Origin of the sequence: Chitinophaga dinghuensis (assembly GCF_003259435.1) — a bacterium.
Lineage (GTDB): Bacteria > Bacteroidota > Bacteroidia > Chitinophagales > Chitinophagaceae > Chitinophaga > Chitinophaga dinghuensis.
On the sequence record NZ_QLMA01000006.1, the window covers coordinates 114,279 to 127,716 of the forward strand.

Consider the following 13,438-nt stretch of genomic DNA (forward strand, 5'->3'; position numbering starts at 1 on the left):
TGAATACAAAGGGGCAACAAAGTGCGATCAAAATTTTAACGGGCTAATATTCAGTTTGTTAAACAAAGAGATGATGGCGGCCAGAATGGATGGTGTCTCCCTGGCTATTCCATTATAACGGTGAAGGCTATATGTTTTACTAATATTTCTATTAAAGCAGGGTCGGTTTTACCTGGTAAAACCGACCCTGTGCTCCTTATAATGTAAGCACTATTTTTCCTGCAGTACGGCCACTTTCCAATTGCAGATGTGCCGCCGCCATTTCTTCAAAGGGAAAGCGATAGGCAATATGAGAGCGTAACTTCCCTTGTTCCAGCCATGCGGCTATTTGTTGCATGGCTGATCCATCAGACCGTACCTCCATACGATGTGTGAACACCCCTTTGGTCCTGGCTTTCATTGCAATGTCTAAGTTTTTGTCGAACAATAGATTTAAGCTTATCAGGGCGCCCCCCGGTTTCACTGCTTGCAGGGAGCGTTCCAGATGACCGGTTGTTTCTATACTATCTACCACCAGGTCGGCATCGGCAACCAACGATTCAAAACGTGTCTGTTGATAATCGATATGCTCATGTGCGCCTAGTTGCAATACAAGATCTTTGTGTTTGGCGGAAGAAGTGCCTATTACATGTGCGCCTAGTTGTCGGGCGATCTGCACTGCATAATGTCCCACGCCTCCAGCCGCTGCATGTATCAGTACTTTATCGCCAGCTTTTGTGCCGCCATAGGAGACCAGTGCCTGCCAGGCGGTTAATGCTGCCAGGGTAGCGGCTGCAGCCTCTTCATAAGAAATATTGGTTGGCTTAGGTGCCAGATGGTTGGCGGGTGCGGCAACATACTCCGTATAGGCTTTACCGTGCCCCGGGAAATTGACCATTCCAAATACGGCATCTCCTTTTTTAAACGCAGTAACTGCCGCCCCTGTTGCCACCACTATACCAGCAATATCCCAACCCAGGATCTTTGGAGAGTCGTGGTCCTCTAATTGCAAAACGAGCTGGATCAGTGCCTGCCGCCTGCGCACCTTGGTATCAACGGGATTAATACTGATCGCCCTTACCTGCACTAAAACTTCATCGTCTTTTATAGATGGAACCGGCAGGTCGGTAATCGCCAGCTGTTCAACGCCTCCGGCAGCTTGTAACGTAATTGCCTTCATAAGTTTATATTTTAACTATGCAAAGTTGCTGGCAATCACCGGCTTGTTTCCAGTACAAATTTTGGTTTCTCCTGTATATTTGTGGGTATGTATATCAGTAACTTATTTCAGCCCTTTGAAGTGGAATATAAGGAACTAAATGAATGCCCGCTGGCACTTCATCGGAATACCTTTTTTGAGCTGATTTATATAATCCGGGGAGAAGGAGTCCAACATGTAAACGACAATAGTTTTCTTTATAGTGGCGACCATCTGTTTCTAGTAACGCCACAATCGCGGCACCATTTTGAAGTAAAGACGACTACTACCTTCCTTGTCGTGAAGTTCAATGATATCTATCTGCGCGCGCAACAATCACAGGATTTGTATAGTAATCTGAATGACTGGATTCGGAACATTGAATATATCTTTCAGCATAATACGCACCGGCCTGGTTGTATTTTGCATCAAGTGCAGGATAAGCCATTGGTGAAAGCCATTACAGACGGCATTATCCGCGAGTTGCTGGGGGAGCATCCCTTCCGGCAGGAAGTAATACAACAGCTGGTAAATACGCTGATCACCATTGTAGCAAGGAATGTATCCGCTCATATTGCAGCGGGCGCTGAACCCTCCGCAGCAGTTTCCCAGGAAATCATTCACTACATACATCAGCACATCTATCATCCGGAGAAACTGAAGGCGGAACAACTGGCTGCGCACTTTCATATTTCCCAAAACTATATCAGCGAATATTTCAAGAAACATACGGGCGAAAACCTGTTACAGTTTATTACAAATTATAAACTGCGGCTGGTAGAAACTCGCTTGCAATACAGTGCTTTAAGAATCAGTGAAATTGCCTATGAGCTGGGTTTTACGGATGAAAGTCATTTGAACCGCACCTTCAAGAAGTATAAGGGTATGACCCCGTCTGCGTTTAGGAAATCACGACCGTAGTATGCATTGAAAAGAAACGTTTTAAATGATTTGCTATCGCGACAACATTCCCTTCTGGCGAGTAATGATCCATCCAGTCAAAGATTTTGGTGTCTGACTGTGGAAGTACTGCTGAGAGAGCCTTTAAGCCGGTATGAAAGTATTCCGGACTTTTAGTGCCGGCCATCAGACATACAGGAATCGTTACTTCCCGGTAACGTTCTACCTGCGAATCCAGTTGTTCCGCCATGTGAATATCCGCACGCAGGGTCGGAATTAAATCCACCATCCGCTGGCCTTTTTCCTCTGTAAAAGAGAGTGCCTGGATGAACAATACAATCGCCCAAATTGGCAATTTTCCTATGCCCTCCACTATATTCAACCCTTTTAATGAAATGGCCATCGCTTTGATTTTATCTCCATTTCGCAAGGCAGTTTCAAAATCCGGAATCCAACTGAATGGGAAAGAACGGTCTACAGAAATGGGCGGCTCGTATATTGCCAGTTGCTTCACGGGATGGGTTAACATCGTCTCCAGGGCAATCATAGCGCCCGCACTATGGCCGAATATGAAGTCGGGAGCCGTCACCTTTATCACGGCCGCTAAATCTTCCACCGCTTGCTGAAGGCCATAATGGGGGCCTTCGTCTCCACTGCATCCTCTTCCCCTGCGATCGGGTATATACACGGTAAACCTGTCGGCAAGTGCCAGTGCAAGGTCTTCATAATGCGCCGAACTGCGGGCGGCGCCATGGCAAATGATCAGTCCTTTCCCGGCTCCGGTTTGTTTGTACCCGATAATGGCGCCGTCTTTGGAGGTGGTGGTATGCGTAGTGAATGTCATCTCAATCCTAGTTTTTTCATCGCTTTAATCCCATCTTCACTGGTGGGGTTTAATTCTAATGATCGCTGATACATATGAACAGCATCTGCTTTGTGCCCGCTTTCCAGGAGGGCTTCTCCATAACTGTCGTAGGTATTGAAATTGTGGGGGTCAAGGAATGTATTGAGTTTAAAGGTTTCCAGCGACCATTGCTGATGGCCTGGAGCGGCGCATTGATAAAGAAAATCATAACCGAGGAAGTTCATCTCCCGGTTATTAAAATAGAAATGCGTTGTATCCGTCATATAAAGATGCAGCATACATGCGGCATGATCCGGACCTTGTGCAATCAATGCTTTGGCATATGCGCGTACGGCGGATTGCCTGATATTGGGCGATTTACAGGCCATATTATTCAGCATAAGAAATGCAGATGTAACCTGCTCGCCGAATCTACTGTTACCGTTTGTATAGGCTATCAGCACTTGTTTGCGATCCAGGTTATGAAAATAAAATGTAGCAATGCCGAATTTATATCCTCCATGTCCCACACTACGCCCAAACTTGGGCTGCTGAAATATTTCCCAGCCGAGGCCGTAATGTCCGGTACCTTCTCCCTGCATGGTATCCATCTCTTCCGTATATACGGTACCGTTATTCAGCTTTAGAGGGGTGATGGCCTCTTCCACAGTGGCCATGGACAGGAGTTTGCCACTAAAGAAGGCATTGTCGAACCGGATCATGTCATCTGCGGTGGTGATCACATTGGAAGGTCCTATGCTTGCCTGGTTATTGTATTCGGTGTACCGATACCGTTTCACCTGTTCTGCTGGTACATAAACAGAATCATACCAGGTGGGGAGTACTTGTTGTTGCACCCGCAACGTATCGGGCTTGGCACCGTATATTGCTACATAGGTATCTTTCATACCGGCGGGTTGAAAGATATGCTTGCGCAGGTATTCCGGGAAGGAAATGCCTGAAATCTTTTCTACAATGAGCGACAGCAAGGTGTAATTGGTATTGCAGTATCGAAACTGGTCGCCGGGAGTGAAGTACAATCCTTGTTTCCATTGCTGAAGTAGTGGTAATATGGAAGCATTGGAAATAACGGAATCCGGGTATTTTTTGACTACCTCCTCATACAGCTCCAGGTTCGGCAGCCCGGAAGTATGTGTAAGCAAATGACGGATAGTGATCCGCTTGAATGGAAAAATGGGAAGATACTTAGTTACATCGTCTTCCAGTTTCAGTTTGCGTTGTTCTTTTAGCTGAAGAATGGCGGTAGATGTAAATATTTTCGAAACGGAGGCAAGGTTAAACCGGGATTGTCCAGTATTCAGTTGGTGGGAGGCATAGTTCGCGTAGCCACCAGTATAGGCATAGACTTTCATCCCTTTTTCTGCGAGGGTAATATTTCCATCAAACAGATGGTGGGCAGATAAAGTACCAAAGTATGTCTGAAGGGCGGTATCCCGGCTTTGAGCACTCATGGCGGAGGAGAGCAGGCATAATATTCCAACAAGGTATTGTCGCATAACAGCGGGTTTTATTAGGTAGCGTAATATTATGAGATAAGTTATTGCGCCAACAACAATATGTTTTGAACAGGTCGGATTTTGTGACGAAAATGCTATAACTTAATGTAGAATTAGATCCCGTTTTTTTGAAGAAGGTGTTTGCCGCTTTTAATGGTTTTTTAAGGGGATTTTAAGTCAGGTTAAATGTGCGGATGGCCTAATGGCAAGGATATTGAATTATCGACCATAATAAAAAAACAAATGAAAAACATGAAAAAGTTAATTGCTGCAATCGTTGTCATGATGGCAATGTCTCCCGTTTTTGCACAAACCGCTACTCCTGCACCTGCGGCAACCAAACAGGCGCCTGCTAAGGCTCCTGCTACCCCCAAAGCATTACCTGCTCCGGAACAAAGAGCAATTGCTTATTCGGATGAATTAAAGACGAAGTTGCATCTGACAGATGATCAGTATAAAAAAGTACTGGCAGTAAATACAGAATGCATTCGTCGCAAGGATGCCCTGAAGGCGAATGGCGATAAAGCCGGTAATGGTTTCAAAGATATCTCCGCTTACCGCAAGCAACAATTCCAGACTATTCTTACCCCTGATCAACTTACACAGTTGAAAGCCATGAATGCTCAGCATGGCGGTAAGAAAGACGCAGAATAAAATAGTATTCATCATAGTAAGAAAAGGGAACAGCTGCATGGCTGTTCCCTTTTTTTTAACGTGTTTGAGGCGCGATATGGCACAAATTGTGTGCGATTCTTTTAAGTATAATCTGCTGTTTTTTTACTACTTTAAAAACGTTGTTATATGGAAAAAAATATTCTGTTTAAAGACAGGCAACAGGCTGCAGAAAGCATGGCCATCTTACTGCAGGCTTCCCTTATGGATGGAGATGCTATTGCCATTGGCCTCAACGACGAAGGGGCTGCTATGGCTAATTACATCGGTAAAATATTAAATATTCCCTCGCTGGAACTGTTCGTACAAAAGCTGACTGATCCTCAAAATAAAGACCATGTATGGGGCGCTGTCTGCGAAGAAGAAGAGCTGTATGAAATGACGCAGATGGCTCCTCAGGAGCTGGAATCTTACTTACTTTTAAGGGAAAAGAGCCGGCAGGACATACATCAGAAAATTGCACAGCAGCGGGCTGGCGAAAAATTCCCGGATCTGACAGGGAAAAATGCCATTCTGATAACAGATGGTATTAAGTCGGGTGCTTCTGTCGTTGCCGCCATTCATTTCTGTAAGAGTATGCATGCCAAATCAATTGTGGTGGCGGCGCCTGTGGCGCTGCGGTCTATGGATGATAATCTAGACGAAGCAGACCTGGTACTGATTCCCAACAGAATGACGGGGAGCTACGATATCAGTGATTTCTATGCCTGACAGGCAACTGTAATTTTTGCAATTACTTGTTATCTTTATAGCTATACGCAACTAAGCTATGAAGAACACTACCAGGAAGTTATCGTCCGCAGATCAGACTGCACTGCTGGAAACCTTAAAGAACCGTTTCGAGAAAAATAAACAGCGGCATAAAGATATTCAATGGGCAGATGTGGAAGGCCGACTGGCATCTGCCGCTGCTAAGCTCTGGTCGCTCCATGAAATGGAGAAAACAGGCGGAGAACCCGATGTGGTAGGCCAGGATAAACAAACCGGGGAGTATATCTTTTTTGACTGTTCCGCTGAATCGCCCAAGGAGCGCAGAAGCTACTGTTATGACCGGGTGGCGCTGGACGGAAGAAAGGAGAATAAGCCGGCGAATTCGGCCATGGACGCGGCTGCAGAGATGGGGGTCGAATTGCTGTCTGAAGCCGAATACCGGCATTTGCAGGAGCTGGGAAAGTTTGATACTAAAACCTCCAGTTGGATTATAACGCCGGAAGCCATCCGTAAGCTGAAAGGCGCCTTGTTTGGTGATCGCCGCTATGACCACGTTTTTATATATCATAATGGCGCGGATTCCTATTACGCCGCCAGAGGTTTCAGAGGGAAGCTATATGTATAATTAATATATTTTAGGGAGATGAATACCAATCAGTTCTGAATGTGTATGCGTCATCTGCTTGTTATTAGCGGGGTAGGTCGGCAGACTTGCCCCGCTTTTATTTTTAGGGGAGAGCCATGCAGGAAAAGAAACTCTTTATCCTAACAAACAAGCTGCCTGTTATAACTGTTATACCTAAAATTTTCGTATATGCAGAGAGGTAAATCGTTTCGTCAAAATATCGTATATGCGTGAGGGATGGATCACATTTTTCAAGTAGCGCCCTGAGTAATAAGGACTCCATCCATATTCTGTGGCTGTTGATAATGGCCGGTTACTGTACATTAAAACCTTCTAATTTGGTTCTTATGATCTTTTAATTTGGCTGGAATGACTATTTCTGTAATTTTCCACCATAAATGTTTCCCTAATATTTCGTCTATGCAATTTAAAATGTTGCGTGTTTGTATGTTCCTCTGCCTGGGCTTCTTAGGGGCGAAAGCTCGGCAAGGCTATCCACTTCCTGCCGTGGATACTATGTATCTCCGTTTGGATAGTGCCGAGCACCTTTTCTTAAAGAATAATCTTGCCCTCTTAGCCCAGCGCTATAATATCGATGTACAAAAGGCGCTGGAAGTACAGGCAAGATTATATCCCAATCCGAATTTCTCCTTTTCTACTGCCTTAGTAGGGCATGATCCCAATATTACGCCTACGCCATCCAATAAACTGTTTCCCTCTCCATTTTCCAATGCAGGGGAGGCTTCGGGTAATATCAGTCAGGAAATTGTGATTGCAGGCAAACGTAATAAAGCGATTAAACTCGCCCAGTATAACACCCGGCTGTCGGAATACCAGTTCTACGATCTGCTGCGCACATTAAAGTATACATTGAGAACAGATTTCTTTACCATATACTTTCTGCAAGCCAGCGCAAAGGTTTACAAGGATGAAATAGACGGCTTACAAGTGGTGGTAGACGCTTATAATAACCTGATGAAAGAACAGAAATTCTGGATCTCTGAAAAGGAAATGGTACGCGTAAAGGCACAGTTGTATAGTCTGCAAAGTGAATACCAGGGCCTGATTGATCAGATCAATAATACCCAGAGCGAATTGAAGTTAATCCTCCAGGTAAAGCACCTGACTTACTTAATGCCGCAACTGGATACTAATATGGTGGCTGTCGCCAATCCCCTGAAGTATCCACTGCCGGAACTGATCGATTCCGCCTATCAGCGCCGGACGGATCTGAAAATAGCCCAAACCACTACACAGATCAGTCGCATGAATTACAGCTATCAGAAAGCGCTGGCGGCGCCAGACCCTACCTTGAGTCTGAACTATGATAAACAGGGTAGTTACATCAAAGATCTGTTCATGGCCGGGATAGCTATTGATCTCCCTGCATTCAACCGCAATCAGGGAAATATCCGTTCCGCGAAAGCGATGGTCAAAATGAATGAGATCTCAGAACAGAGTGTAGCCATGACCGTAGATGAGAATGTGTACAGAGCCTTGCAACAGTCGATCGATGCAGATAAATTATACCAGAAGATAGATCCCAGCTTTAAGAATGATTATAGTCGCCTCATACAAGCGGCCCTGGATGCATACAAGAAACGCACGATTGGATTGCTGGACTTTCTGGACTTCTATGATTCCTACAAACAAAATACGCTTCAGATTAATGGCATACAGTTGAATAAGCTGAATGCTTTGGAAAGTATCAACTTCTATACAGGCTTTAGTTTTTTTAATAATTAAAGATGCATACCCCCATGCGGACAATATCAAATATGCGCAATTTGACAAGATTGTTACTAATCGTAGCCATGGCAACAGCTTTCGGCTGTGGTTCGAAGAATGAAAGTAAGAGCAATGAAAGAGAAGCTTATGTCATTCCGGATTCCCTGATGAAACACCTGAAGCTGGACACTGTGCGAATGACGCCGGTCGTGGATGCCATCACCCTTACAGGGATGGTGGATTTTAACCAGGATAACCAGGTGAATATTTTTCCACCTGTAAGCGGAATCGTTCAGAATGTGAGTACCCAATTAGGAGATGTAGTGAAAGCCGGACAGGTACTGGCAACGGTGAAGAGTTCTGAAATGGCAGGATATGAAAACAATATGGTAGTAGCAGAGACGAATGTCACCAGCACCAAAAAGCAACTGGACGCTACGAAAGATCTTTTCAAAAACGGGCTGGCCTCGCAACTGGACCTAACTAGCGCACAAACCAATTATGATCAGGCATTGGCGCAGTTACAGATGCAGCAACGCATCCTGAAAATCAATGGCGATAACCGCCAGGGAGTATATATGGTGAAATCTCCTATCAATGGGTTTATCGTTCAAAAGAATATCACTAACAACACCGTTATACGCACAGATAATGGCACCAATCTGTTCACCATTTCGGATCTCAAAAATGTGTGGATTCAGGCCAATGTTTATGAATCCAATATCAGTCGCGTACACGTAGGAGATGAAGTGAATGTGACCACATTATCCTACCCTGATAAAGTATTTAAAGGGAAAGTAGACAAGATGCTCAATGTACTGGACCCTTCCAGTAAGGTCATGAAAGTGCGTATTGTACTTCCCAATGATGAATACCTGTTGAAACCGCAGATGTTTGCCAGTGTGAATGTATTGAATCCTTTAGGTCATAAAGCGCTGACCGTCTCCTCGCATGCTTTGATGTTTGATCATAGTCAGTATTATGTATTGATATATCACAGTAACAAGGATGTACGTATTACGCCTGTGCAGGTGCTGGGTTCCAATGGCAATGAAACCTATATATCGGCCGGCGTGAAAGAAGGCGATCAGGTGATTGCCTATGATGTGATCCTGATTTATGAAGCGCTGAATAGTTGATGCGGCAACACTGGCAATCAAAACTCTTAGAATCCTTTAATACAATACAATGACGAAGATATTAAGAAGGATCATTGGCTTTTCGCTGAAGAATAAATATTTCATTTTATTTATCACGGTGTTGCTCATCATCACGGGGGTATTCACCTTCATCAATATGCCTATTGAAGCATTCCCGGATGTTACCAATACAGAAATTACCATCATTACTCAATGGCCTGGCCGCAGTGCGGAAGAAGTGGAGAAGTTTGTGACCATTCCCATTGAGATAGCGATGAATCCCGTACAGAAGAAAATTAGTCTGCGCAGCACTACTATATTCGGACTTTCTTACATCAAACTGATTTTCGATGATGATGTCAAAGATGCGCAGGCCCGGCAGCAGGTGATGAACCTGCTGCCAAATGCCACACTGCCCGGTGGTATACAACCCTCTGTACAACCGCCGACAGGACCCACCGGAGAGATCTACCGCTATACGATTACCAGTACCTTCCGGGATGTGAGAGAGCTGAAAACGATGCAGGACTGGGTAATAGACCGTCATCTGAGAAGCGTACCCGGTGTAGGAGATATCAATAGTTTTGGCGGGAAAACCAAAGCGTATGAGATTAAGGTAGACCCAGGTAAGCTGGCTAATATCGGACTTACGCCACTGGACGTATTTACAGCCGTTCAGAATACCAATATCAATGTGGGGGGAGATATGATCTTCCAGAATAACCAGGCCTTTGTAGTGCGTGGTATCGGGTTACTCAACGACATAGAAGAAATAAAGAACATCATTATCCAGAACAATAACGGGGTGCCGTTACTGGTTAAGGATGTGGCCACAGTTGAAATCTCCAATATACCCCGCTTAGGATGGGTGGGGAGAAGCGACAGGGTGATCGATAAAAATGGAAAGAGCACCGTGACCGATCAGCAGGATGTGGTGGAGGCCATTGTGGTGATGCGTAAAGGGGAGAATCCATCTGAAGTGGTCACCAATCTGAAGAAGAAAATTGATTACCTCAATAATTTTGTACTACCTGCTGATACGAAGATCGTTCCATACTACGATCGCGCTAATCTGATAGAATACGCGACCCATACGGTTTTGCATAACCTGATAGAGGGTATTGTGCTGGTAATCATATTGATTTCATTATTCCTGTTCGATTGGAGAGCTACTTTAATTGTGGCGGTCATCATTCCTATATCGTTGTTGTTTGCCTTCATATGTCTGCGTATAATGGGAATGAGCGCTAACTTGTTGTCGCTGGGAGCAGTGGATTTTGGGATTATCCTGGATGGAACCATTGTGATGGTGGAAGGGATTTTTGTCGTCCTTGACGCGAAGGCAAAAGAGATAGGGATGGATCGGTTTAATAAGTTGAGTAAGGTGGGATTGATCCGAAAGAATGCAGCAGAAATCGGGAAACGTCCGTTCTATCTCAACGTAATCATCATCACTGCCCTGCTGCCCATATTTGCCTTCCAGAAAGTAGAAGGGAAAATGTTCTCGCCACTGGCCAATACCCTCAGTTTTGCGCTGCTCGGCTCCTTGATAACCACCCTGACGCTGGTACCTGTGCTGATCAGTATGTTGATGCGTAAGAATGTAAGGGAAAAGCATAACCCTATTGTGCACCATATGATGGGCTTTATGCTGATGGGTTTTGTCAAATCATTCAAGCGCAAAGAATTGGTAGTGGTATGCTCGCTCATTGTGATGGTCCTGGGTATTTATTCCTTTAAGTTCCTGGGGTCGGAATTCCTGCCGGAATTGAATGAGGGTAGTATCTGGATACGTATCCAGGGTAACTACAGTATAGACTTGAATAAATCAGTGGAAATATCCAAGCGGGCAAGGGATATCATCATGACCTTCCCGCAGGTACAATATTGTGTATCCCAAACGGGTAGGCCGGATGATGGAACAGATGTTACGGGTTATTACAATAATGAGTTTGACGTACTGATGTTTCCGGAATCGCAATGGAAGCCTAAAATCAGTAAGGAAGAACTGGTAGATCAGATGAATAAGGCGTTGGCGGTTATTCCTGGCGTGAATCTGAACTTTTCCCAACCTATCATGGATAATGTGGAAGAAGCGGTATCTGGGGTAAAGGGAAGTATTGTATTAAAGATTTACGGGGATTCGCTGAACTATATGGAAGGGAAGCTGTCGGAGTACTTTAATGTTTTGAAGAAGGTAAGGGGTATTGAAGATTTGGGCATCATGCATAACATTGGTCAGCCGGAGCTGGATATCAATCTCAGTCAGCAAAAGATGGCTTTGTATGGCGTTGCTACTTCGCAGGCGAATGCTGTTATCAGTATGGCGATGACGGGCTTGGGCCCGGGAGGGGTGCCTGCCAGTCAGTTATATGAAGGAATCAAGATATTTGATATTCGTGTGAGAATGCCGGAAGAATTCCGACGAACGCCGGCACAGATAGGGGAGTTGCTGGTGCCTACCCAGAACGGCAGTAAGGTGCCGATAAAAGAGATAGCCACTATTACGCAGAAAACAGGAGCGGCGTTGATTTTCCGGGATGATAACCAGCGTTATGCCGCATTGAAATTCTCCATTCGCGGGCGGGATATGGGAAGCACCATTGCAGAGGCAATGGAGAAAGTAAAGGAGAAGGTAAAGTTGAAAAGGGGCTATACGATGGCATTCCAGGGAGATTTCGAGAACCAGCAGCGGGCGGAGAAACGATTGGCATTAGTGGTGCCCATTAGCTTATCCTTGATATTCCTGCTGTTGATCAGTATGTTCGGCAATTTCAAAGATGCCCTGCTGGTATTTACCAACGTGCCTTTTGCCCTGGTGGGAGGGATTCTGGCCCTGCATATTACAGGTACGAACTTCAGTATATCTGCAGGTATTGGTTTCATTGCGCTCTTCGGTATTTGTATACAGGATGGGATTATCCTTATAACGCGGTTTAAGGAGAACCTGGCCACCATGCGAGGGAAGGACATGTTGTATAATGCGATAAAACTAGGGGTGAATACGAGGATTCGTCCGGTGATGATGACCGCATTGATGGCTGCTATTGGGTTATTCCCGGCCGCTATCTCTCATGGCATCGGTTCAGAGAGCTCCAGGCCGCTGGCAAGAGTAGTGATAGGCGGTATTCTTTGCGCGATGGTGTTCTCGTTGTGGGTGTTCCCGCTCATTTTTGGCTGGGCCTACAGAAAGGTAGATAGAATTCCGTACAGAGAAGTGGGTGGCGGAGAAAATGGTAACTAACGGAAGACATGCTATAATTGAAAAACCTCGTTCTCACTAAGGAGAACGAGGTTTTTTTCTTTAGTACGTTATTATCATTAGAACTTGATCAGCAGTTTTTCTGAGATCAGTTTACTGTCTTTATAGTACTCGAAATACCATTCGCCGCCTTTCTTCAGTACGATGCCGTTATTGGCGCCGTTGTCTGCAATAAAATAATCTGGTACAGATGTTTTTAGCATAGTCAATACTTTTTTAGGCGTAGTGTCTATCAACTGAAAGCCATTGGCGGTAGCCTGTGCATATAGCGTACCGGCAGCTTCTTTCACTTCCGGAGCGGCAGGCGTCGGAGCTGGAGCGCTGGCAGTTGGCGCCGCTACTGGAGCAGGAGTGGCCACTGGCGCTACGGCAGTAACCTGTTGTGTCGTATAGGTGGTACCGTTATATTTGTATGGTTCGTTATTGAGAGAGGTAAAGGCATCACGGAGCGCTTCGTTGTATGCTACGCCGAATTCTTTCTCTCTGCTTTTCCCTTCTTTCCCTTTGTATACAATATTTCCCTGGCAGTCTTTCAGGATGAGGGTAAGATTCGTAACGAAGAGGGCTTTCCTTTGTACTACTTCTGCTTTGAGGGCATTGCATTTGTTCGCAGCCAGATCGGCTGGTAATTCCTCGTTGGCTACGAATGCAGTAAATCCTTTCTGTTCCAACAGGAGTTTAGCGATTGTATTTAGGCCATACTGATTAACTTCTTTGCTGAATTCAAATTTCTCCGGTACGATCACATATTTATAGTTGTTGATCGTGTTCTGAGCAAAGCCGGAAATTGTGCAGCACAGCAGCATTAAAAGCGCATATATTCTCATAAAAAATAATTACATCTGATTTTGACGAATATATAC

The 13,438-nt window shown here is 45.0% G+C and carries 11 protein-coding genes; 7 read left to right on the plus strand and 4 right to left on the minus strand.

Annotation, left to right across the window (positions count from 1 at the left end):
* Nucleotides 1-196: 196 nt before the first annotated feature.
* A complete protein-coding gene (locus tag CLV59_RS18060; protein ID WP_111593481.1) occupies nt 197-1,159 on the minus strand; it encodes an NADP-dependent oxidoreductase in 963 nt (320 codons plus the stop codon).
* Nucleotides 1,160-1,246: 87 nt separating this feature from the next.
* Here CLV59_RS18060 and CLV59_RS18065 point away from each other — a divergent pair, with 87 nt between their 5' ends.
* On the plus strand, nt 1,247-2,098 hold the full coding sequence (locus CLV59_RS18065; RefSeq protein ID WP_111593482.1) for a helix-turn-helix domain-containing protein: 852 nt from the start codon (nt 1,247-1,249) through the stop codon (nt 2,096-2,098).
* On the opposite strand, the gene CLV59_RS18070 is transcribed toward CLV59_RS18065, so the two are convergent.
* The gene (locus CLV59_RS18070; RefSeq protein WP_111593483.1) at nt 2,079-2,921 is read right to left on the minus strand and encodes an alpha/beta fold hydrolase; all 843 of its coding nucleotides are present in this window, start codon (nt 2,919-2,921) and stop codon (nt 2,079-2,081) included. The two genes, CLV59_RS18065 and CLV59_RS18070, sit on opposite strands and share 20 nt — an antisense overlap.
* Nucleotides 2,918-4,438 (minus strand): serine hydrolase domain-containing protein, encoded by a 1,521-nt coding sequence (locus CLV59_RS18075; RefSeq protein ID WP_111593484.1) that lies wholly within the window; start codon nt 4,436-4,438, stop codon nt 2,918-2,920. Before CLV59_RS18075 ends, CLV59_RS18070 begins: the two co-directional genes overlap by 4 nt.
* A 252-nt stretch (nt 4,439-4,690) precedes the next feature.
* On the opposite strand from CLV59_RS18075, the gene CLV59_RS18080 reads away from it, so the two are divergent.
* From CLV59_RS18080 to CLV59_RS18105, 6 genes are all read left to right on the plus strand, one after another.
* A complete protein-coding gene (locus tag CLV59_RS18080) occupies nt 4,691-5,092 on the plus strand; it encodes a hypothetical protein (protein ID WP_146616234.1) in 402 nt (133 codons plus the stop codon).
* 147 nt (nt 5,093-5,239) lie between these two features.
* Nucleotides 5,240-5,821: a phosphoribosyltransferase family protein gene (locus CLV59_RS18085; RefSeq protein ID WP_111593486.1), complete on the plus strand. Its 582-nt coding sequence runs from the start codon at nt 5,240-5,242 to the stop codon at nt 5,819-5,821.
* A 58-nt stretch (nt 5,822-5,879) separates the two neighbouring features.
* A complete protein-coding gene (locus CLV59_RS18090; protein WP_111593487.1) occupies nt 5,880-6,446 on the plus strand; it encodes a DUF4256 domain-containing protein in 567 nt (188 codons plus the stop codon).
* Nucleotides 6,447-6,866: 420 nt separating this feature from the next.
* Nucleotides 6,867-8,192 carry a TolC family protein gene (locus tag CLV59_RS18095; protein ID WP_170137801.1) on the plus strand — a complete coding sequence of 442 codons (1,326 nt, stop codon included), beginning with the start codon at nt 6,867-6,869 and terminating at the stop codon, nt 8,190-8,192.
* A 41-nt stretch (nt 8,193-8,233) separates the two neighbouring features.
* Nucleotides 8,234-9,313 (plus strand): efflux RND transporter periplasmic adaptor subunit, encoded by a 1,080-nt coding sequence (locus CLV59_RS18100; RefSeq protein WP_211323950.1) that lies wholly within the window; start codon nt 8,234-8,236, stop codon nt 9,311-9,313.
* Nucleotides 9,314-9,362: 49 nt separating this feature from the next.
* Nucleotides 9,363-12,557, plus strand: a complete 3,195-nt coding sequence (locus CLV59_RS18105) for an efflux RND transporter permease subunit (RefSeq protein WP_111593489.1) — start codon at nt 9,363-9,365, stop codon at nt 12,555-12,557.
* A 77-nt stretch (nt 12,558-12,634) separates the two neighbouring features.
* Here CLV59_RS18105 and CLV59_RS18110 read toward each other — a convergent pair whose 3' ends face one another.
* Complete coding sequence (locus CLV59_RS18110; RefSeq protein ID WP_111593490.1) at nt 12,635-13,402, minus strand: hypothetical protein; 768 nt, start codon at nt 13,400-13,402, stop codon at nt 12,635-12,637.
* Nucleotides 13,403-13,438: the final 36 nt, after the last annotated feature.